The organism is Streptomyces sp. NPDC005728, assembly GCF_040630895.1.
In the GTDB taxonomy this organism is placed as follows: domain Bacteria; phylum Actinomycetota; class Actinomycetes; order Streptomycetales; family Streptomycetaceae; genus Streptomyces.
In genome coordinates this window covers 25,123-46,430 of the sequence record NZ_JBEXYL010000009.1, presented here as the reverse complement: position 1 = coordinate 46,430, position 21,308 = coordinate 25,123, and the positions used below count along the sequence as shown (strand labels likewise).

At 69.8% G+C, this 21,308-nt stretch carries 16 protein-coding genes; 2 read left to right on the top strand and 14 right to left on the bottom strand.

Features of this window, described 5'->3' with window-relative positions; genetic code table 11:
• The first annotated feature begins 20 nt into the window (after nt 1–20).
• Complete coding sequence (locus tag ABZ471_RS09160) at nt 21–2,762, top strand: fumarate reductase/succinate dehydrogenase flavoprotein subunit (protein WP_359064322.1); 2,742 nt, start codon at nt 21–23, stop codon at nt 2,760–2,762.
• Between the two features lie 67 nt (nt 2,763–2,829).
• On the opposite strand, the gene recQ is transcribed toward ABZ471_RS09160, so the two are convergent.
• Nucleotides 2,830–4,866 (bottom strand): DNA helicase RecQ, encoded by a 2,037-nt coding sequence (gene recQ / locus ABZ471_RS09155; RefSeq protein ID WP_359064130.1) that lies wholly within the window; start codon nt 4,864–4,866, stop codon nt 2,830–2,832.
• A gap of 335 nt (nt 4,867–5,201) precedes the next feature.
• On the opposite strand from recQ, the gene ABZ471_RS09150 reads away from it, so the two are divergent.
• Nucleotides 5,202–5,738, top strand: a complete 537-nt coding sequence (locus ABZ471_RS09150; RefSeq protein ID WP_359064128.1) for a hypothetical protein — start codon at nt 5,202–5,204, stop codon at nt 5,736–5,738.
• A gap of 61 nt (nt 5,739–5,799) precedes the next feature.
• On the opposite strand, the gene nuoN is transcribed toward ABZ471_RS09150, so the two are convergent.
• The 13 genes from nuoN to ABZ471_RS09085 are packed head-to-tail and all read right to left on the bottom strand — an operon-like array spanning nt 5,800 to nt 21,303.
• The gene (gene nuoN, locus ABZ471_RS09145; protein WP_359064126.1) at nt 5,800–7,449 is read right to left on the bottom strand and encodes an NADH-quinone oxidoreductase subunit NuoN; all 1,650 of its coding nucleotides are present in this window, start codon (nt 7,447–7,449) and stop codon (nt 5,800–5,802) included.
• On the bottom strand, nt 7,446–9,017 hold the full coding sequence (locus ABZ471_RS09140) for an NADH-quinone oxidoreductase subunit M (protein WP_359064124.1): 1,572 nt from the start codon (nt 9,015–9,017) through the stop codon (nt 7,446–7,448). Before ABZ471_RS09140 ends, nuoN begins: the two co-directional genes overlap by 4 nt.
• 5 nt (nt 9,018–9,022) lie before the next feature.
• Nucleotides 9,023–10,918 (bottom strand): NADH-quinone oxidoreductase subunit L, encoded by a 1,896-nt coding sequence (gene nuoL, locus ABZ471_RS09135; RefSeq protein ID WP_359064122.1) that lies wholly within the window; start codon nt 10,916–10,918, stop codon nt 9,023–9,025.
• 15 nt (nt 10,919–10,933) lie between these two features.
• The gene (gene nuoK / locus ABZ471_RS09130) at nt 10,934–11,233 is read right to left on the bottom strand and encodes an NADH-quinone oxidoreductase subunit NuoK (protein WP_073901863.1); all 300 of its coding nucleotides are present in this window, start codon (nt 11,231–11,233) and stop codon (nt 10,934–10,936) included.
• Nucleotides 11,230–12,072 (bottom strand): NADH-quinone oxidoreductase subunit J, encoded by an 843-nt coding sequence (locus ABZ471_RS09125; protein WP_359064119.1) that lies wholly within the window; start codon nt 12,070–12,072, stop codon nt 11,230–11,232. The genes nuoK and ABZ471_RS09125 overlap by 4 nt, the downstream gene beginning before the upstream one ends.
• Entirely contained in the window at nt 12,069–12,671 is a 603-nt protein-coding gene (gene nuoI, locus ABZ471_RS09120; RefSeq protein WP_359064117.1) for an NADH-quinone oxidoreductase subunit NuoI, read from the bottom strand. Before nuoI ends, ABZ471_RS09125 begins: the two co-directional genes overlap by 4 nt.
• Nucleotides 12,664–14,028, bottom strand: a complete 1,365-nt coding sequence (gene nuoH / locus ABZ471_RS09115; protein WP_359064115.1) for an NADH-quinone oxidoreductase subunit NuoH — start codon at nt 14,026–14,028, stop codon at nt 12,664–12,666. The genes nuoI and nuoH overlap by 8 nt, the downstream gene beginning before the upstream one ends.
• Complete coding sequence (locus tag ABZ471_RS09110; protein ID WP_359064113.1) at nt 14,025–16,529, bottom strand: NADH-quinone oxidoreductase subunit G; 2,505 nt, start codon at nt 16,527–16,529, stop codon at nt 14,025–14,027. Before ABZ471_RS09110 ends, nuoH begins: the two co-directional genes overlap by 4 nt.
• On the bottom strand, nt 16,526–17,875 hold the full coding sequence (gene nuoF / locus ABZ471_RS09105; protein ID WP_359064111.1) for an NADH-quinone oxidoreductase subunit NuoF: 1,350 nt from the start codon (nt 17,873–17,875) through the stop codon (nt 16,526–16,528). Before nuoF ends, ABZ471_RS09110 begins: the two co-directional genes overlap by 4 nt.
• Entirely contained in the window at nt 17,872–18,654 is a 783-nt protein-coding gene (nuoE, locus tag ABZ471_RS09100) for an NADH-quinone oxidoreductase subunit NuoE (protein ID WP_359064109.1), read from the bottom strand. Before nuoE ends, nuoF begins: the two co-directional genes overlap by 4 nt.
• Nucleotides 18,651–19,991 (bottom strand): NADH-quinone oxidoreductase subunit D, encoded by a 1,341-nt coding sequence (locus tag ABZ471_RS09095; RefSeq protein ID WP_359064107.1) that lies wholly within the window; start codon nt 19,989–19,991, stop codon nt 18,651–18,653. The genes nuoE and ABZ471_RS09095 overlap by 4 nt, the downstream gene beginning before the upstream one ends.
• On the bottom strand, nt 19,988–20,752 hold the full coding sequence (locus ABZ471_RS09090) for an NADH-quinone oxidoreductase subunit C (protein ID WP_359064105.1): 765 nt from the start codon (nt 20,750–20,752) through the stop codon (nt 19,988–19,990). Before ABZ471_RS09090 ends, ABZ471_RS09095 begins: the two co-directional genes overlap by 4 nt.
• Complete coding sequence (locus tag ABZ471_RS09085; RefSeq protein WP_055635348.1) at nt 20,749–21,303, bottom strand: NADH-quinone oxidoreductase subunit B; 555 nt, start codon at nt 21,301–21,303, stop codon at nt 20,749–20,751. Before ABZ471_RS09085 ends, ABZ471_RS09090 begins: the two co-directional genes overlap by 4 nt.
• Nucleotides 21,304–21,308: the final 5 nt, after the last annotated feature.

Sequence of the window (21,308 nt, the reverse complement as noted above, 5' to 3'; positions counted from 1 at the left end):
CCGCGCAGACCCCCCTGGAGATCCCCGCCGTCGCCGACGCCGAGGAGCTGACCTGCGACGTCCTCGTCATCGGCGGCGGTACCGCCGGCACCATGGCCGCCCTGACCGCCGCCGAACGCGGCGCGGACGTGCTGCTCCTGGAGAAGGCCCACGTCCGCCACTCCGGCGCGCTCGCCATGGGCATGGACGGCGTCAACAACGCCGTCGTCCCGGGCCGCGCCGAGCCCGACGACTACGTCGCCGAGATCACCCGCGCCAACGACGGCATCGTCGACCAGTCCACCGTCCGCCAGACCGCCACCCGCGGCTTCGCGATGGTCCAGCGGCTGGAGTCGTACGGGGTCAAGTTCGAGAAGGACGAGCACGGGGACTACGCGGTCCGGCAGGTCCACCGCTCGGGCTCGTACGTGCTGCCGATGCCTGAGGGCAAGGACGTCAAGAAGGTCCTGTACCGGCAGTTGCGGCGGCGGGAGATGCGGGAGCGGATCCGTATCGAGAACCGGGTCATGCCGGTCCGTGTGCTGACCTCGCCCGACGACGGGCGGGCCGTGGGCGCCGTCGGCTTCCACACCCGCACCGGTGCCCTCGTCACCGTCCGCGCGGGCGCGGTGATCCTCGCGACCGGCGCCTGCGGCCGCCTGGGCCTGCCCGCCTCCGGCTACCTCTACGGCACCTACGAGAATCCCACCAACGCCGGCGACGGCTACGCCATGGCCTACCACGCCGGCGCCGAGCTGACCGGCATCGAGTGCTTTCAGATCAACCCGCTGATCAAGGACTACAACGGTCCGGCCTGCGCCTACGTCGCCAACCCCTTCGGCGGCTACCAGGTCAACCGGCACGGCGAACGCTTCGTCGACTCCGACTACTGGTCCGGGCAGATGATGGCGGAGTTCGCCGCGGAGGTGGCCAGCGACCGCGGGCCGGTCTACCTGAAGCTCAGCCATCTTCCCGAGGAGTCGGTCTCGGCCCTGGAGTCCATCCTGCACTCCACCGAGCGGCCCACCCGCGGCACCTTCCACGTCGGGCGCGGGCACGACTACCGCACCCACGACGTCGAGATGCACATCTCCGAGATCGGCCTGTGCGGCGGCCACTCCGCCTCCGGCGTCCGTGTCGACGACCACGCCCGCACGACCGTCCCCCGCCTGTACGCCGCCGGCGACCTCGCCTGCGTCCCGCACAACTACATGATCGGCGCGTTCGTCTTCGGTGACCTCGCGGGTGCGGACGCCGCCCAGTACACGGCGTACGACGGAGAGCTTCCCGCGGACCAGGTGCGCGAGGCGCACGAACTGATCTACCGCCCGCTGCGCAACCCGGACGGCCCGCCGCAGGCCCAGGTCGAGTACAAGCTGCGTCGCTTCGTGAACGACTACGTGGCACCGCCCAAGTCCGGCGCCCGCCTCTCCCTCGCCCTGGAGTCCTTCGAGCGGATGCGCGCCGACATCGCCGCGATGGGCGCCCGCACCCCGCACGAGCTGATGCGCTGCGCCGAGGTCACCTTCATCCGCGACTGCGCGGAGATGGCCGCCCGTGCCTCCCTCGCCCGTACCGAGTCCCGCTGGGGGCTCTATCACGACCGCATCGACCACCCCCGGCGCGACGACGCCTCCTGGTTCCACCACCTCGATCTGCACAAGTCCCCCTCTGGCGCGATGGAGTTCACGGCCCGTCCCGTGGCTCCCTATCTGGTCCCGGTCGAGGGCTTCGCCCCGGCCGGCGGCCCCTCCCGGCGACTGGGCAAGGTCCGTCCCGAGGACGTCGCCACGGCCGGCCCCCGCGACGTGGCACCGGTCGCGGCCGGACCGACGTCCACCCGGGCCGCCGGAGCCCTGGACCCGAGCGGAACCGCGGGCACCGCGTCGCCCCGGCTCCTGGAGCTGCTGGAGCTGGCCGAGGAGGAGCCCGAACTCGCCTCCCTGAGGCCCTATTTGTCCGACCCCGACCCTGCGGTCCGCCGTACGGCCGTCTCGGTCCTCACCGAGACCGTCCCGCCCGGCACCGGGCAGGCCCTGGCCGGTGCCCTCGCCGACCCCGACGCCGAGGTCCGCGCCGCCGCCGCGGCCTCACTGCGCGAACTCGTCGAGACCCTGCCGTCCGAACCCGCCCTGGGCACCGCCCTCATCAGTGCGCTCTCCGAGGCAGACCCGGTGGTCCGCGCCGCCGCCCTCGACGTGCTGCGCGCCCTGCGGCTGGGCGAAGCCGGCGTGTTCGCCGCCGCGCTGGACGACCCCGATGTCTCCGTCCGCATCGAGGCCGTACGCGCCCTCGTCTCGGTCGACGCCGCCGAACCGCTGACGGGCGCGGCGGACGATCCCTCCCGGGAGGTCCGGGTCACCGTGGCCAAGGCACTGGCCGCCGTCAGCCCGGCGCCTCTGGACCCGCAGGCCCGGGACCTGCTCACCCGCACCCTGGACCGGCTCACCGAGGACGCCGACCCTCTGGTGCGCGGTGCCGCGCTGGGAGCGCTGGCCACGGCCGGCTGCCCGGCGCCGCTCGCCGCCCGTGCCGTGGCCGCCCTGTCCGACCCGGCGTGGCAGGTCCGCTCCGGTGCCGCCACCGCGCTGTCGGTCGTGCCGGCCGCCACGGCTGTCCCCGCCCTCGCCAAGGCTCTCGCCGATCCGAACGCCGACGTACGCAAGGCCGCGGTCCTGGCCCTGACCCGGCACCACTCCACGGAGGAGGCCCGCGCGGCCCTGGCCACGGCCACGACCGACTCCGACGCGGACGTCAGGGCGTATGCGGCACGGGGGCTGTGACGATCCCCCGCATCGCCTCAGGCAGAGCACCCAAGGAGGTGACGGTGCCTCCAAGGGCTCCGGCGCCCTAAATCCAGTCGTCCGGCTCGGGCTCGTCCCCCTGCTCGGGCCACAGGTCCTCCGGTGACTCGCCGGGCGCGGGCGCACTCCCGCCCGCCGGTGCGGCACCGGCCGCCGAGCCAGGGCCATCCGCCGAGCCAGGGCCGTCCAGGGAGCTGAGCACCTCGAGCACACCCTCCCCGTACGTCGCCAGCTTCTTCTCGCCGACCCCGTTCACCGTGCCCAGCTCCCGCACCGAGCCGGGCCGACGGGTGACGATCTCCCGCAGGGTGGCGTCGTGGAAGATGACGTACGCCGGGACGCCCTGCTCCCGGGCCTGTTCGGCGCGCCAGGCGCGCAGGGCCTCGAAGGCGGGGAGCAGCTCGTCGGGCAGCTCGGCCGCGACGGCCTTGGCCTTGCGGTCGCCCCGGCCTGAGGCGCCCGAACCCGACCGGGAGGCGGCCGGCTTCCTCGGCTCCTTGCGCAGCGGCACCTCCCGCTCCCGCCGCAGCACCGTGCCGCTCGCTTCGGTGAGCACCAGCGTGCCGTACTCGCCCTCGACCGCGAGCAGCCCCTGGGCAAGCAGCTGCCGGACGACGCCCCGCCACTCGCCCTCGGCGAGATCCTGGCCGATGCCGAACACGGACAGCTGGTCGTGGTCGAACTGGATCACCTTGCCGGTGCGCTTGCCGAGCAGGATGTCGACGATCTGCAGGGCCCCGAACTTCTGCCCGCGCTCCCGCTGCAGCCGTACCACCGTCGACAGGACCTTCTGCGCGGCGATCGTGCCGTCCCAGGTCTCCGGCGGGGTGAGGCAGGTGTCGCAGTTGCCGCACCCCGTGGCGGTGGGATCCTGCCCGAAGTAGGCCAGCAGCTGGCCGCGCCGGCACCGGGCGGTCTCGCAGAGGGCGAGCATGGCGTCGAGGTGGGCGGCCGCCCGCCGGCGGAACGCCTCGTCGCCCTCGCCGGACTGGATCAGCTTGCGCTGCTGGATGACGTCGTTGAGGCCGTAGGCCATCCAGGCGGTGGAGGGCAGGCCGTCACGGCCCGCGCGGCCCGTCTCCTGGTAGTAGCCCTCGATCGACTTGGGCAGGTCCAGGTGGGCGACGAACCGCACGTCCGGCTTGTCGATGCCCATGCCGAAGGCGATGGTCGCGACCACGACCAGGCCGTCCTCGCGCAGGAACCGGGACTGGTGCGCCGCGCGCGTGCCGGCGTCCAGGCCCGCGTGGTAGGGCACTGCCTCGATGCCGTTGGCGCTCAGGAACTCGGCCGTCCGTTCCACCGAGTTACGGGAGAGGCAGTACACGATGCCGGCATCGCCCGCGTGTTCCTCACGCAGGAAGGCGAGCAGTTGCTTCCTGGGGTCGGCCTTGGGCACGATCCGGTACTGGATGTTGGGCCGGTCGAAGCTGGCGACGAAGTGGCGGGCCGTCGGCAGGTTCAGCCGCTGGGTGATCTCCTGGTGGGTGGCGTGTGTGGCGGTGGCCGTGAGGGCGATCCGGGGGACGTCCGGCCAGCGCTCGCCGAGTAGGGAGAGGCTCAGGTAGTCGGGGCGGAAGTCGTGGCCCCACTGGGACACGCAGTGCGCCTCGTCGATCGCGAAGACGGAGATCTTGCCACGCGAGAGCAGGCCGAGCGTGGCTTCCACCCGCAGCCGCTCCGGGGCCAGGTACAGCAGGTCAAGTTCTCCCGCGAGGAACTCGGCCTCGACCACGCGTCGCTCGTCGAAATCCTGCGTGGAGTTGATGAACCCGGCCCGCACACCGAGGGCGCGCAGGGCGTCCACCTGGTCCTGCATCAGCGCGATCAGCGGCGAGATCACCACGCCCGTACCGGCTCTGACCAGGGACGGGATCTGGTAGCACAGCGACTTGCCGCCGCCGGTCGGCATGAGGACCAGGGCGTCTCCGCCCGCCACCAGATGCTCGATGATCGCTTCCTGCTCGCCGCGGAAGGCCTCGTATCCGAAGACCCGGTGCAGTGTGGCCAGCGCCTCGCTCGCGGCCGCGCCCGGCCCCTCGGTCACCTTTGGCATCTCGCTGATCCCGCCCGTCGCGCCCATCGTCCTGTCCCCCGTGTCCCGTCCCCCGTGCGTCGTCCCTCGACCACTGCGTCCACGATAGGCGCCCGCGCCGACAGTGCCGGACGTTGTCCACAGGCACGGGTGACTTGTCGTATCAACGCGCCGAAGGTTTCCCGCACGGTCGGCCCTCGCGCCCGCCGCGCCCCGTCGAGCGCTGTCGAAACGCGACCGCTCAACCCATTGGGCGCCTCTGGGTGGCCGCCTCCCCTCGTCCGGGGCCAGGCTGCTGGAGCGGGCCGGGAGGAGCCCGCACGCCGACGGATCGCACCCCACGCCCCGATCCCGCCCGTGCCTGCCCCTAGGAGCCCCACCTCATGATCGCTCGCCACGCCGGAGCCGCCCTCGCCCTCGTCTCGGCCCTCGCCGTGCCCTCATCCGTACCCGCCCACGCCACCGGCCGTGCGCCTTTCACCGACCCGCAGCTGATCACGGCGTACTCCGCAACGGTGCAGTACCGCTACGCCCCGCTCGCGACCGCCGACGGCTACGAGCCGCACCTGTGTCTGGCCCGCTCCCAGGGCGGCATGGGCTTCCACTACTTCAACGAGTCCCGCTTCGGCTCCCTGGACCCGGCAAAGCCCGCCGGGCTGCTCTACGAGGACACCGGCAACGGCGAGCGGCGCCTCGTCGGCGTGGAGTGGGTGGTCCCCGCCACGGGGAAGAACATGGAGCGCCCGCGCCTGTTCGGGCACGGCTTCCAGGGCCCGATGCCCGGCCACTACCCGGGCATGCCCACCCACTACGACCTGCACGTATGGCTCTACAAGAAGAACCCCAGCGGACTCTTCGCCCAGTGGAACCCGAACGTGAAGTGCCCGTCCTCGGCCATGCGGGGCTCAGCGGGCCGCTGACGTGCGACGGCCCCGGCTCCTCGCCCGGAGGAATCGGGGCCGCACTGCTGTGACGCAGGCCTCAGCGCACGAACACTCCGGCCTGGCTCGCCAGGTTCAGGAAGTACTGCGGCGCCACACCGAGGACCAGCGTGACCGCCACACCCATGGCGATCGCCGCCATGGTCAGCGGCGACGGCACGGCCACCGTCGGTCCCTCCGGCTTCGGCTCGCTGAAGAACATCAGCACGATCACTCGGATGTAGAAGAACGCGGCGATCGCCGAGGAGATCACACCGACCACGACCAGAGGAGCCGCGCCGCCGTCCGCCGCCGCCTTGAACACGGCGAACTTCCCTGCGAAGCCGGAGGTCAGCGGGATACCGGCGAAGGCCAGCAGGAACACCGCGAACACGGCCGCCACCAGCGGTGAACGGCGGCCGAGCCCGGCCCACTTGGACAGGTGGGTCGCCTCGCCGCCCGCGTCGCGCACGAGCGTGACGACCGCGAAGGCGCCGATCGTCACGAACGAGTACCCGGCCAGGTAGAACAGGACGGACGACACGCCGTCCTTCGAGGTCGCGATGACACCCGCGAGGATGAATCCCGCGTGCGCGATGGACGAGTACGCCAGCAGTCGCTTGATGTCGGTCTGCGTGATCGCGACGATCGCACCGCCCAGCATGGTGATGATCGCCACCGCCCACATGACCGGCCGCCAGTCCCAGCGCATGCCGGGCAGGACGACGTACAGCAGGCGCAGCAGCGCGCCGAACGCCGCCACCTTCGTCGCCGCGGCCATGAAGCCGGTCACCGGGGTGGGCGCGCCCTGGTAGACGTCGGGCGTCCACATGTGGAACGGCACCGCGCCCACCTTGAACAGCAGGCCCATCACGATCAGGGCGCCACCGAGCAGCAGCAGCGCGTCGTTGCCCATGGTTCCGGCGAGCGCCGGGTCGATGTTGGTGACCGTGCCGTCGACGACCTGCGCGATGCGCGCGTACGACACCGAGCCCGCGTAGCCGTACAGCAGGGCGATGCCGAACAGCGTGAACGCCGAGGCGAACGCGCCGAGCAGGAAGTACTTGACCGCGGCCTCCTGCGACATCAGCCGCTTGCGGCGGGCCAGCGCGCACAGCAGGTACAGCGGCAGGGAGAGGACCTCCAGGGCCACGAACAGCGTCAGCAGGTCGTTGGCCGAGGGGAACACCAGCATGCCGGCGATCGCGAAGAGCAGCAGCGGGAAGACCTCGGTGGTGGTGAACCCGGCCTTCACCGCGGCTTTCTCGCTGTCGCTGCCCGGTACGGACGCGGCCTGCGCGGCGAAGGAGTCGACCCGGTTGCCGTGTGCCACCGGATCCAGGCGCCGCTCGGCGAAGGTGAACAGGCCGACCAGACCGGCCAGCAGGATCGTGCCCTGAAGGAACAGGGCCGGTCCGTCGACCGCGATCGCGCCCATGGCCGCGATGTGCGCCTTCGTGGTGCCGTACCCGTCGGCCGCCAGCGCGACGACCGCGGCGAACGCGGCACAGAGCGCCACGGCGGAAACGAACACCTGCGCGTAGTAGCGGGACCTGCGCGGAACGAAGGCCTCGATGAGCACCCCGACCAGCGCCGCGCCCGCGACGATCAAGGTCGGCGACAATTGCCCGTATTCGATCTTCGGCGCCGGGATCTTCGCGATCGGCTCGGCTGCGGTTGTCCACAGGCTGTGGACGGCTGTTGCGCTCACTTGGCCGCCTCCACCGAGGGCTTGGGGTCGGTCTTGTGTACGTCGGACATGGTCTGTTTGACCGCCGGGTTGACGATGTCCGTGACGGGCTTCGGGTAGACGCCCAGGAAGATCAGCAGCACGATCAGCGGGGCGACGACCATCAGCTCGCGCGCGCGGAGGTCGGGCATCGCCGAGACCTCGGGCTTCACCGGGCCCGTCATCGTGCGCTGGTACAGCACGAGGGTGTAGAGCGCGGCGAGGACGATGCCGAAGGTGGCGATGATGCCGATCACCGGGTAGCGCGCGAACGTGCCGACCAGGACCAGGAACTCACTCACGAACGGCGCGAGTCCGGGGAGCGAGAGGGTGGCGAGACCGCCGATCAGGAAGGTGCCGGCCAGCACCGGGGCGACCTTCTGCACACCGCCGTAGTCGGCGATGAGCCGAGAGCCGCGCCGGGAGATCAGGAAGCCGGCGACCAGCATCAGCGCGGCCGTGGAGATGCCGTGGTTGACCATGTAGAGCGTGGCGCCGGACTGGCCCTGGCTGGTCATCGCGAAGATGCCCATGATGATGAAGCCGAAGTGCGAGATCGACGCGTAGGCCACCAGGCGCTTGATGTCCCGCTGGCCGACGGCGAGCAGTGCGCCGTAGACGATGCTGATGAGCGCCAGTACGAGGATGACGGGCGTGGCCCACTTGCTGGCCTCCGGGAACAGCTGGAGGCAGAAGCGGAGCATCGCGAAGGTGCCCACCTTGTCGACGACCGCGGTGATGAGGACGGCGACCGGAGCGGTGGACTCCTGCATGGCGTTGGGCAGCCAGGTGTGCAGCGGCCACAGCGGTGCCTTCACCGCGAAGGCGAAGAAGAAGCCGAGGAACAGCCAGCGCTCGGTACTGGTCGCCATGTGCAGCGAGCCGTTGGCGCGCGCCTGCGCGATCTCCGTGAGCGAGAAGTTCCCCGCGACCACATAGAGGCCGATCACCGCGGCCAGCATGATCAGACCACCGGCGAGGTTGTAGAGCAGGAACTTCACCGCCGCGTACGTCCGCTGCGTGGAGGCCGCTTCCTCGCCGTGCTCGTGGGCACGGTCCCCGAAGCCGCCGATGAGGAAGTACATCGGGATGAGCATGGCTTCGAAGAAGATGTAGAAGAGGAAGACGTCGGTGGCCTCGAAGGAGATGATCACCATCGCCTCGACGGCCAGGATCAGCGCGAAGAAGCCCTGGGTGGGCCGCCAGCGGCGGCTGCCGGTCTCCAGCGGGTCGGCGTCGTGCCAGCCGGCGAGGATCACGAACGGGATCAGCAGCGCGGTCAGGGCGACGAGCGCCACCGCGATGCCGTCGACACCCACCTCGTACCGCACCCCGAAGTCCTTGATCCAGGCATGGGATTCGGTGAGCTGGTAGCGGGCGCCGTCCGGATCGAAGCGGACCAGGACAGTGATCGCCAGGGCGAGCGTGGCGAGCGAGACCAGCAGCGCCAGCCATTTGGCGGCGGTGCGCTGCCTGGCCGGTACGGCGGCCGTGGCGACCGCCCCGATGGCCGGGAGCACCGCCGTCGCTGTCAGCAGAGGAAAGGACATCGGTATCAGACCGCCCTCATCAGCAGGGTCGCGGCGACCAGGAGGGCCGCACCGCCGAACATCGAGACCGCGTAGGAGCGGGCGAAGCCGTTCTGGATCCGGCGCAGCCGCCCGGACAAGCCGCCGAAGCCGGCTGCCGTGCCGTTGACGACGCCGTCGACCAGGGTGTGGTCGAGGTACACCAGGGAGCGCGTGAGGTGCTCGCCGCCGCGTACCAGGACGACGTGGTTGAAGTCGTCCTGGAGCAGGTCGCGGCGGGCGGCCCGGGTGAGCAGCGAGCCGCGCGGGGCGACGGCCGGGACGGGCCTGCGCCCGTACTGCGCCCAGGCGATGCCGACGCCGATGACCAGGCACACCATGGTCGCGCCGGTGACCGCTGCCGCACTGAGCGGCGAGTGGCCCTCACTGTGGCCGGTGATCGGCTCCAGCCAGTTCAGGAACCGGTCGCCGATGCTGAACAGACCGCCGGCGAAGACCGATCCGAACGCGAGCACGATCATCGGAATCGTCATGACCCTGGGCGACTCGTGCGGGTGCGGCTCGTTGCCGTTCTCGTCGGGCTGCCAGCGCTTCTCTCCGAAGAACGTCATCAGCATCACGCGCGTCATGTAGAAGGCGGTGATGGCCGCGCCCAGCAGGGCCGCGCCGCCGAGGATCCAGCCCTCGGTGCCGCCCTTGGCGAAGGCCGCCTCGATGATCTTGTCCTTGGAGAAGAAACCGGACAGGCCCGGGAAACCGATGATGGCGAGGTAGCCGAGGCCGAAAGTGATGAAGGTGACGGGCATGTACTTCCGCAGGCCGCCGTACCTGCGCATGTCGACCTCGTCGTTCATGCCGTGCATGACGGAACCCGCACCGAGGAACAGCCCGGCCTTGAAGAAGCCGTGCGTGACCAGGTGCATGATCGCGAAGACGTAGCCGATGGGGCCCAGCCCGGCGGCCAGCACCATGTAGCCGATCTGCGACATGGTCGAGCCGGCCAGCGCCTTCTTGATGTCGTCCTTCGCGCAACCGACGATCGCACCGAAGAGGAGCGTGACGGCTCCGACCACGGTGACGGCGAGCTGGGCGTCCGGGGCCGCGTTGAAGATGGCTCCCGAGCGGACGATCAGGTACACGCCCGCGGTCACCATCGTGGCCGCGTGGATGAGGGCCGAGACCGGGGTCGGGCCTTCCATCGCGTCCCCGAGCCAGGACTGCAGCGGCACCTGGGCGGACTTGCCGCACGCGGCGAGCAGGAGCATCAGGGCGATGGCGGTGAGCTTGCCCTCGGAGGCGTCGCCGACGTGGCTGAAGACGGGCCCGAAGGCGAAGGACCCGAAGGTCGTGAACATCAGCATGATCGCGATCGACAGGCCCATGTCGCCGACGCGGTTGACGAGGAAGGCCTTCTTCGCCGCCGTGGCCGCGCTGGGCTTGTGCTGCCAGAAGCCGATCAGCAGGTAGGAGGCGAGACCGACGCCCTCCCAGCCGACGTACAACAGCAGGTAGTTGTCGGCGAGAACGAGCAGCAGCATCGCCGCGAGGAACAGGTTCAGGTAGCCGAAGAAGCGGCGGCGGCGCTCGTCGTGCGCCATGTACCCGACCGAGTACAGGTGGATCAGCGAGCCGACGCCGGTGATCAGCAGGACGAAGGTCATCGACAGCTGGTCGAGGCGGAAGGTGACGTCCGCCTGGAAGCTCTCGACCGGGATCCACGTCCACAGGTGCTGCGTCAGGGTGCGTTGGTCGGCGTCCTTGCCGAGCAGGTCGGTAAAGAGGATCAGGCCGAACACGAAGGAGGTGGCCGACAGGAGTGTGCCGACCCAGTGGCCGACGGCGTCCAGCCGCCGGCCGCCGACCAGGAGGACGGCCGCTCCGAGCAGGGGCGCCGCGATGAGCAGCGCGATCAGGTTCTCCACGATTCTTCCGACCCCTTACAACTTCATCAGGCTGGCGTCGTCGACCGAGGCCGAGTGGCGGGTACGGAACAGCGACACGATGATCGCGAGGCCCACCACGACCTCCGCGGCGGCGACGACCATCGTGAAGAAGGCGATGATCTGGCCGTCGAGGTTGCCGTGCATCCGGGAGAAGACGACGAACGCGAGGTTGCAGGCGTTGAGCATCAGCTCGATGCACATGAACACGACGATCGCGTTGCGCCTGATCAGCACTCCGGTCGCGCCGATGGTGAACAACAGGGCCGCGAGGTAGAGGTAGTTGACGGGGTTCACTTCGACGCCTCCTCGGCCCGCTTGAAGTTCGCCGGCCCGATCTCCGTGCGCTCCAGGCGCTCCTCCGCGCGCTGTTCCAGGGCGCGGAGGTCGTTGAGCGCCTCGGCGGACACGTCACGGATCTGGCCGCGCTCGCGCAGCGTCTTGTTGACGGTCAGCTCGGACGGGGTGCCGTCAGGAAGCAGGCCCGCGACGTCCACGGCGTTGTGCCGGGCGTAGACACCGGGGGCGGGCAGCGGCGGCAGGTGCTTGCCCTCGCGGACGCGCTGCTCGGCCAGCTCGCGCTGGGTCTTGGCGCGCTCGGTGCGCTCGCGGTGGGTGAGCACCATGGCGCCGACGGCGGCCGTGATCAGCAGGGCGCCGGTGATTTCGAAGGCGAACACGTACTTGGTGAAGATGAGGGCGGCGAGGCCCTCCACATTGCCGTTCGCGTTCGCCTGGCCCGTGCCGTTGAACTCCTTCAGGGAGGCGTTCCCGATGCCCGCAAAGAGCAGGACGCCGAAGCCGACCCCGCACACAAGGGCCAGCCAGCGCTGGCCCTTGATGGTCTCCTTGAGCGAGTCCGCGGCCGTGACGCCGACGAGCATCACCACGAACAGGAACAGCATCATGATCGCGCCGGTGTAGACGACGATCTGCACGATCCCGAGGAAGTAGGCGCCGTTGGCCAGGTAGAACACGGCCAGGATGATCATGGTCCCGGCGAGACAGAGCGCGCTGTGCACGGCCTTCTTCATGAAGACGGTACACAGGGCGCCGATCACCGCGACCGTGCCGAGGACCCAGAACTGGAAGGCCTCACCGGTGGAGGTGCTGTAGGCGGCGAGCTGCGCGCTCATACGTCCACCTCCTCTTCCTCGGGCTTCTCGCCCTTGGAGACGGCCACCTGCTGTACGGTCCCCGGCGCCGCCTCCGTCACCAGGCCCCGGTAGTAGTCCTGCTCGTCCGTCCCCGGGAAGATCGCGTGGGGCGTGTCGACCATGCCGTCTTCGAGGCCGGCGAGCAGCTGCTCCTTGGTGTAGATGAGGTTGGCGCGACTGGAGTCGGCCAGTTCGAACTCGTTGGTCATCGTCAGCGCGCGCGTGGGGCACGCCTCGATGCACAGCCCGCACAGGATGCAGCGGGCGTAGTTGATCTGGTAGACGCGGCCGTACCGCTCGCCCGGGGAGTAGCGCTCCTCGTCGGTGTTGTCGGCGCCCTCCACATAGATGGCGTCCGCGGGGCAGGCCCAGGCGCACAGCTCGCAGCCGACGCACTTCTCCAGGCCGTCCGGATGGCGGTTGAGCTGGTGCCGTCCGTGGAACCGCGGAGCCGTGGTCTTCTGCTGCTCCGGGTACTGCTCGGTCAGCCGCTTCTTGAACATGGCCTTGAAGGTCACGCCGAAGCCGGCCACGGGATTCTGGAAACCGGGCTTGGTCTCCTTGGGCTCCTCAGCCATCGGACGCCTCCTTTCCATCCGAAGATCCGTCACTGACAGTGTCCGACCCGCCACTGACAATCAGCTCCCGCTCGCTGCGCGGGCGGCGCCTGGGCACCGGCGACAGCTCCTGTCCGGGCAGCGGCGGTACGGGGAATCCGCCCGCCATCGGGTCGAATCCGGGCGGCTGAGCGGTGGGCTGCTCGGCCGTCTTGGCCTTCTCGCGGAACATATCGGCGACGAAGGAGATCAGCAGCAGGGCGAGGACGCCGCCGCCGACGTAGAGGGCGATGTCGGCGAAGTCGTAGTTCTCGTTGCGCAGGGCCCGCACCGTCGCGACGAGCATCAGCCACGCCACCGAGACCGGGATGAGGACCTTCCAGCCGAGCTTCATCAGCTGGTCGTAGCGCACGCGCGGGAGCGAGCCGCGCAGCCAGATGAAGAAGAACAGCAGCAACTGGACCTTGAGGACGATCCAGAGCATCGGCCACCAGCCGTGGTTCGCACCCTCCCAGAAGGAGCTGATCGGCCACGGGGCACGCCAGCCGCCCAGGAACAGGGTGGCCGACACGGCCGAGACCGTCACCATGTTCGCGTACTCGGCGAGCATGAACAGTGCGAACTTGATGGACGAGTACTCGGTGTTGAAGCCGCCGACCAGGTCGCCCTCGGACTCCGGCATGTCGAAGGGGGCGCGGTTGGTCTCGCCGACCATCGTGACGATGTAGAGGATGAAGGAGACCGGCAGCAGCAGGATGTACCAGCGGTCATGCTGCTGTTCGACGATCGTCGACGTCGACATAGAGCCCGAGTAGAGGAACACGGACGCGAACGCGGCGCCCATGGCGATCTCGTACGAGATCATCTGCGCGCACGAGCGGAGGCCGCCGAGCAGCGGGTAGGTGGATCCGGAACTCCAACCCGCGAGGACGATGCCGTAGATGCCGACCGAGGCGACCGCGAGGATGTAGAGCATCGCGATCGGCAGGTCGGTGAGCTGCATCGTGGTGCGGTGGCCGAAGATCGAGATCTCGTTGTCGGCCGGGCCGAAGGGAATCACTGCGATCGCCATGAAGGCCGGAACGGTGGCGACGATCGGCGCGAGGATGTAGACCGCCTTGTCCGCGCGCTTGACGACGAGGTCTTCCTTGAGCATCAGCTTGATGCCGTCGGCGAGCGACTGGAGCATGCCCCAGGGGCCGTGCCGGTTGGGGCCGATGCGCAGCTGCATCCAGGCGACGACCTTGCGCTCCCAGACGATGGCGAACAGCACGGACACCAGCAGGAAGGCGAAGCAGAAGACCGCCTTGACGACGACCAGCCACCAGGGGTCGCGGCCGAACAGCGAGAGGTCTTCAGCGGCAAGGTACGGGTTCATGCCTCCACCTCCTTGGGGGCCTCTTCGGCGAGTGCCGCCGGGCCGATGCGGACGAGGGAGCCGGGCTGCGCGCCGGTGTCGGAGGCGACGCCCGTGCCGGCGGAGTTCAGCGGGAGCCAGACCACGCGATCGGGCATCGCGGTGACCTGAAGCGGGAGTTCGGTCGTGCCGGCCGGTCCGGTGACGGCGAGGACGTCGCCGTCCTTGACGCCGGCCTCGGCGGCCGTCGCCGCGGACACGCGCGCGCGTGCGGCGTGCCGGGTGCCGGCGAGCGCCTCGTCGCCCTCCTGGAGGACTCCCTGGTCGAGCAGGAGCCGGTGCCCGGCGAGTACGGCCTCGCCCACGGCGGGGCGGGGCAGTGCGCCCGCCGTCTCCATGGGCTCGGAGGCGCGCGGTCCGTCCCAGGCGCCGAGCCGGTCGATCTCCGCGCGCGCGGTGCGCAGATCCGGCAGGCCCAGGTGGACGTCCATGGCGTCGGCCAGCATCTGCAGCACGCGCCCGTCGGTCGGGGCGAGGCGGCGGGTCATCTGGTCGGGCTTGAGAGCGGCCTCGAAGAAGCGGACCCTGCCCTCCCAGTTGAGGAAGGTGCCCGCCTTCTCGGCGACCGCGGCGACCGGCAGGACGACGTCGGCGTGCTTGGTGACCTCGCTGGGCCGCAGTTCCAGCGACACCAGGAAGCCGACGCTGTCGAACGCCTCACGCGCGCGTGCCGGGTCAGGCAGGTCGGCGGCCTCGACACCGGCGACCACCAGCGCGGACAGTTCACCGGTGGCGGCGGCCTCGATGATCTGGTTCGTGTCGCGGCCGTAGCGCAACGGCAGTTCGGCGAGCCCCCAGACGGCGGCGACCTCCTCCCGCGCGCGCGGGTCGGTCGCCGGGCGGCCGCCCGGCAGCAACGACGGCAGCGCGCCCACCTCGATGGCACCGCGCTCTCCCGCCCGCCGCGGGATCCACACCAGCTGCGCGCCGGTGGCGACCGCCGCGCGTGCGGCGGCCGTGAGCCCGCCGGGCACTGCGGCGAGCCGTTCTCCTACGACGATCACCGCACCCTGGGCGCGCAGGGCCTCGGCGGCCTTCGTACCGGGCTCCTCCAGGCCGAAGCCGCTCCCGAGGGCGTCCAGCCACTCGGTCTCGGTGCCGGGAGCGGCCGGCAGCAGCGTGCCGCCCGCCTTCTCCAGACCGCGGGTGGCGTACGTGGCCAGCGCGAACACCTGCTGCTTGTGCTTCCGCCAGGCCTTGCGCAGCCGCAGGAAGACGCCGGGCGCCTCCTCCTCCGCCTCGAACCCGACGAGCAGGACGGCGGGCGCCTTCTCCAGGGAGGTGTACGTGACGCCCGTACCGTCGAGGTCACGGCCGCGGCCGGCCACCCGGGCCGCCAGGAAGTCGGTCTCCTCGCCGCTGTGCACGCGCGCGCGGAAGTCGATGTCGTTCGTGTCGAGCGCCACGCGCGCGAACTTGCTGTACGCGTAGGCGTCCTCGACGGTCAGCCGGCCGCCGGTGAGTACACCGGCCCGGGAGCGGGCGGCGGCGAGCCCGCGCGCGGCGGCCTCCAGCGCCTCCGGCCAGGAGGCGGGCTCCAGAACGCCCTCGGCGTTGCGCACGAGCGGGGTGTCGAGGCGGTCCTTGAGCTGCGCGTACCGGAACGCGAAGCGTCCCTTGTCGCAGATCCACTCCTCGTTGACCTCGTGGTCGTCGGCGGCGAGCCGCCGCATGACCTTGCCGCGCCGGTGGTCGGTGCGGGTCGCGCAGCCGCCGGAGCAGTGCTCGCACACCGACGGCGAGGAGACGAGGTCGAAGGGGCGGCTGCGGAAACGATAGGCCGCCGAGGTGAGCGCGCCGACCGGGCAGATCTGGATGGTGTTCCCGGAGAAGTACGACTCGAACGGGTCGCCCTCGCCGGTGCCGACCTGCTGGAGCGCGCCGCGTTCGAGCAGCTCGATCATCGGGTCGCCCGCGATCTGGTTGGAGAAGCGGGTGCAGCGGGCGCACAGCACGCACCGCTCGCGGTCGAGCAGCACCTGCGTGGAGATCGGGACGGGCTTCTCGTACGTCCGCTTGCGGCCTTCGAAGCGGGACTCCGCGTTGCCGTGCGACATGGCCTGGTTCTGCAGCGGGCACTCGCCGCCCTTGTCGCAGACCGGGCAGTCCAGCGGGTGGTTGATGAGCAGCAGCTCCATCACGCCGTGCTGCGCCTTCTCGGCGGCCGGGGAGGTGAGGTGAGTCTTCACCACCATTCCGTCCGTACACGTGATCGTGCAGGACGCCATCGGCTTGCGCTGGCCCTCGACCTCGACGATGCATTGGCGGCAGGCGCCGGCCGGGTCCAGTAGGGGGTGGTCACAGAAGCGGGGGATCTCGATGCCGAGTTGCTCGGCGGCCCGGATGACCAGGGTGCCCTTGGGCACGCTGAGTTCGGCGCCGTCGATCGTCAGCGTGACGAGGTCTTCCGGCGGGACCGCCGCCTCTCCTCCTCCTGAGGGAGCACTGGTGGTCACGGTCATGCGTTCACCTCCGGGCGGTCCGCCCAGGCCGTCGACTTGGCCGGGTCGAAGGGGCAGCCCCGGCCGGTGATGTGCTGCTCGTACTCCTCGCGGAAGTACTTCAGCGAGGAGAAGATCGGTGAGGCCGCGCCGTCGCCGAGGGCGCAGAAGGACTTGCCGTTGATGTTGTCGGCGATGTCGTTCAGCTTGTCGAGGTCGGACATGACGCCCTTGCCTGCCTCGATGTCCCGCAGCAACTGCACCAGCCAGTACGTCCCTTCGCGGCACGGTGTGCACTTGCCGCAGGATTCGTGGGCGTAGAACTCGGTCCAGCGGGTCACCGCCCGCACCACGCAGGTCGTCTCGTCGAAGCACTGCAGGGCCTTCGTGCCGAGCATGGAACCCGCGGCGCCCACTCCTTCGTAGTCGAGAGGGACGTCGAGGTGCTCGTCGGTGAACATCGGCGTCGAGGAGCCGCCCGGCGTCCAGAACTTGAGACGGTGCCCGGGCCGCATTCCGCCGCTCATGTCGAGGAGCTGGCGGAGCGTGACACCGAGCGGTGCCTCGTACTGGCCGGGGCTCGCGACGTGGCCGCTGAGCGAGTAGAGCGTGAAGCCGGGCGACTTCTCGCTCCCCATCGACCTGAACCATTCCTTGCCGTTGTGCAGGATGGCGGGAACTGACGCGATCGATTCGACGTTATTCACCACAGTCGGACAGGCGTAGAGGCCTTCCACCGCAGGGAAAGGGGGACGGAGCCGCGGTTGACCACGGCGGCCTTCGAGCGAGTCGAGCAGTGCGGTCTCCTCACCGCAGATGTACGCGCCGGCGCCGGCGTGCACGGTGAGTTCCAGGTCGAGACCGCTGCCCAGGATGTTCTCGCCGAGGTAGCCCGCCGCGTAGGCCTCGCGCACGGCCTCGTGCAGCCGCCGCAGAACGGGGACTACTTCACCACGCAGATAGATGAAGGCATGCGACGACCTGATGGCATAGCAAGCGATCACCATGCCCTCGATGAGGCTGTGCGGGTTCGCGAAGAGGAGCGGGATGTCCTTGCACGTCCCGGGCTCCGACTCGTCGGCGTTGACAACTAGATAGTGCGGCTTTCCATCACCCTGCGGAATGAACTGCCACTTCATCCCGGTCGGGAATCCCGCGCCGCCGCGCCCGCGCAGACCGGAGTCCTTGACGTACGCGATCAGGTCGTCCGGCGACATGGCGAGCGCCTTGCGGAGCCCCTCGTACCCCTCGTGCCTCCGGTAGACGTCCAGAGTCCAGGACCGGTCCTCGTCCCAGAAGGCCGACAGCACGGGTGCGAGCAGCTTCTCGGGGCTTGTGTCCTTGAGTTCGGGAACCACTGTCATCACTCCCCCTCCTCTTCAGCCTGACCTGCGGAGGGCGCGTCCTGAGGTTCCTGGGTGCGCGGATGGACCACGCGCGCGGGTGCGGCCTCTCCCCTTGCCAGGCGAAGGCCCACCAGCGAAGCGGGTCCCGCACTGCCGCTCTCCTCGACGGCCCCGGGCCGCTCGTCGGGGAAGCCGGCCAGGATCCGGGCGGTCTCCTTGAAGGTGCACAGACGGGCCCCGCGCGTGGGCTCGACGTCCCGTCCCGCGCGAAGATCGTCGACGAGACGCCTGGCGCTTGCCGGGGTCTGGTTGTCGAAGAACTCCCAGTTGACCATCACGACCGGCGCGAAGTCGCAGGCCGCGTTGCACTCGATGTGCTCCAGGGTGACCTTGCCGTCGTCGGTGGTCTCACCGTTGCCGACGCCCAGGTGTTCCTGGAGGGTCTCGAAGATCGCGTCACCGCCCATCACCGCGCACAGCGTGTTGGTGCACACGCCCACCTGGTAGTCGCCGGACGGCTTGCGCCGGTACATGGTGTAGAAGGTGGCGACGGCGGTGACCTCGGCCGTGGTGAGGTTCAGCTGGTCCGCGCAGAACCGCATTCCGGTGCGTGTGACATGGCCCTCCTCCGACTGCACGAGGTGGAGCAGCGGCAGCAGGGCGGACCGGGAGTCCGGGTAGCGCGCGATCACCTCGCGCGCGTCCGCCTCCAGTCGGGCCCGGACATCGTCCGGGTACGCGGGTGCGGGCAGTTCGGGCATGCCCAGGCTGACGCCCCGCTCGGAGGAACTGGTGGTCACCGGTCGACGCCTCCCATCACGGGGTCGATGGACGCGACGGCGACGATGACGTCGGCGACCTGGCCGCCCTCGCACATCGCCGCCATGGCCTGCAGGTTGGTGAAGGACGGGTCACGGAAGTGGACCCGGTAGGGGCGGGTGCCGCCGTCGGAGACGGCGTGCACCCCGAGTTCGCCCTTGGGCGACTCGACGGCCGCGTACGCCTGTCCGGGCGGGACGCGGAAGCCTTCGGTGACCAGCTTGAAGTGGTGGATCAGGGCCTCCATGGAGGTGCCCATGATCTTCTTGATGTGGTCGAGGGAGTTGCCGAGACCGTCCGGTCCCAGGGCGAGCTGGGCGGGCCAGGCGATTTTCTTGTCGGCGACCATGACCGGGCCGGGCTGGAGCCGGTCCAGGCACTGCTCGACGATCCTGAGCGACTGGCGCATCTCCTCCAGGCGGACCAGGAAGCGGCCGTAGGAGTCGCAGCTGTCGGCGGTCGGGACGTCGAAGTCGTACGTCTCGTAGTCGCAGTACGGCTGTGCCTTGCGCAGATCGTGCGGCAGGCCGGTGGAGCGCAGGATCGGGCCGGTCGCGCCGAGGGCCATGCAGCCGGCCAGGTCGAGGTAGCCGACGTCCTGCATACGGGCCTTGAAGATGGGGTTCCCGGTGGCGAGCTTGTCGTACTCCGGGAGGTTCTTCTTCATCTTCTTCACGAACTCGCGGATCTGGTCCACCGCGCCGGGCGGCAGGTCCTGGGCGAGTCCGCCGGGCCGGATGTACGCGTGGTTCATGCGCAGGCCCGTGATGAGCTCGTAGATGTCGAGAATCATTTCACGATCACGGAATCCGTAGATCATGATCGTGGTGGCGCCGAGTTCCATGCCGCCGGTGGCGATGCACACCAGGTGCGAGGACATCCGGTTCAGCTCCATCAGGAGCACCCGGATGATCTTGGCTCGCTCGGTGATCTCGTCCTCGATGCCGAGGAGCTTCTCGACGGCGAGACAGTAGGCGGTCTCGTTGAAGAAGGACGTCAGGTAGTCCATGCGCGTCACGAACGTGGTGCCCTGCGTCCACGTGCGGAATTCGAGGTTCTTCTCGATTCCGGTGTGGAGGTAGCCGATGCCGCAGCGGGCCTCGGTGACCGTCTCGCCCTCGATCTCCAGGATCAGGCGGAGCACACCATGGGTGGACGGGTGCTGGGGACCCATGTTGACGACGATGCGCTCGTCGTCGGCTCGGGCCGCGGACTGGACGACCTCGTCCCAGTCGCCACCGGTGACCGTATATACGGTGCCCTCGGTGGTCTCGCGCGCCGAGGCGGCGGAGGCCGCGGATGCTGGCTGCGTGCTCACGAGTACGACCTCCGCTGGTCCGGAGCCGGGATCTGGGCGCCCTTGTACTCGACGGGGATGCCGCCGAGGGGGTAGTCCTTGCGCTGCGGGTGGCCCTGCCAGTCGTCCGGCATCATGATCCGCGTCAGGGCCGGGTGACCGTCGAAGACGATCCCGAAGAAGTCGTAGGTCTCGCGCTCGTGCCAGTCGTTGGTCGGATAGACGGAGACCAGGGACGGGATGCGCGGGTCGTCTTCGGGGGCGCTGGCCTCGAGGCGGAGCAGCCGGTTGTGGGTGATCGAGCGCAGGTGGTAGACGGCGTGCAGCTCGCGGCCCTTGTCGTGCGGGTAGTGGACGCCGCTGACGCCGGTGCACAGCTCGAAACGCAGGGCCGGGTCGTCGCGCAGGGTGCGGGCGACGCGGACCAGGTGCTCGCGTTCGATGTGGAAGGTCAGCTCGCCGCGGTCGACAACCGTCTTCTCGATGGCGTTCTCGGGGAGGAGTCCCTGTTCCTCCAGGGCGCCTTCCAGTTCGTCGGCGACCTCGTCGAACCAGCCGCCGTAGGGCCGGGTCGCCGGTCCCGGGAGCCGGACCGAGCGGACGAGGCCGCCGTAGCCGGAGGTGTCTCCGCCGTTGGCGGCGCCGAACATGCCGCGCTGGACGCGGATCTCCTCGCCGCCCTGGCCGCGCTGGCCGGGGAGGTTGGAGGCGGCGAGGTCCTTCTCGGGGTTCACTCCGTTCGCGGACCCGTTCGCGCCGTTGGTGCCGTTCGCGTCGCTCACCGCAGCAGCCCCTTCATCTCGATCGTGGGCAGGGCCTTGAGCGCCGCCTCCTCCGCCTCGCGGGCCGCCTCCTCGGCGTTCACGCCGAGCTTGGAGTTCTGGATCTTGTGGTGGAGCTTGAGGATGGCGTCCATCAGCATCTCGGGCCGGGGCGGGCAGCCGGGGAGATAGATGTCGACCGGGACGATGTGGTCGACGCCCTGGACGATCGCGTAGTTGTTGAACATGCCGCCCGAGGAGGCGCAGACACCCATGGAGATCACCCACTTCGGGTTGGGCATCTGGTCGTAGACCTGCCTGAGGACCGGCGCCATCTTCTGGCTGACCCGGCCGGCGACGATCATCAGGTCCGCCTGCCTCGGCGAGCCGCGGAAGACCTCCATGCCGAAGCGCGCGAGATCGTAGCGGCCGGCCCCGGTGGTCATCATCTCGATGGCGCAGCAGGCCAGGCCGAAGGTGGCCGGGAAGACGGACGCCTTGCGCACCCAGCCCGCGGCCTGCTCGACGGTGGTCAGCAGGAATCCGCTCGGCAGCTTTTCTTCGAGTCCCATATCTC

Excerpts from the sequence above, each read along its gene's own strand:
- nuoH (WP_359064115.1), bottom strand. The coding sequence starts at position 14,028 with ATGAACCCGTACCTTGCCGCTGAAGACCTCTCGCTGTTCGGCCGCGAC.
- ABZ471_RS09140 (WP_359064124.1), bottom strand. The coding sequence starts at position 9,017 with ATGTCCTTTCCTCTGCTGACAGCGACGGCGGTGCTCCCGGCCATCGGG.
- ABZ471_RS09085 (WP_055635348.1), bottom strand. The coding sequence starts at position 21,303 with ATGGGACTCGAAGAAAAGCTGCCGAGCGGATTCCTGCTGACCACCGTC.
- ABZ471_RS09125 (WP_359064119.1), bottom strand. The coding sequence starts at position 12,072 with ATGAGCGCGCAGCTCGCCGCCTACAGCACCTCCACCGGTGAGGCCTTC.
- recQ (WP_359064130.1), bottom strand. The coding sequence starts at position 4,866 with ATGGGCGCGACGGGCGGGATCAGCGAGATGCCAAAGGTGACCGAGGGG.
- ABZ471_RS09150 (WP_359064128.1), top strand. The coding sequence starts at position 5,202 with ATGATCGCTCGCCACGCCGGAGCCGCCCTCGCCCTCGTCTCGGCCCTC.
- nuoI (WP_359064117.1), bottom strand. The coding sequence starts at position 12,671 with ATGGCTGAGGAGCCCAAGGAGACCAAGCCCGGTTTCCAGAATCCCGTG.
- ABZ471_RS09110 (WP_359064113.1), bottom strand. The coding sequence starts at position 16,529 with ATGACCGTGACCACCAGTGCTCCCTCAGGAGGAGGAGAGGCGGCGGTC.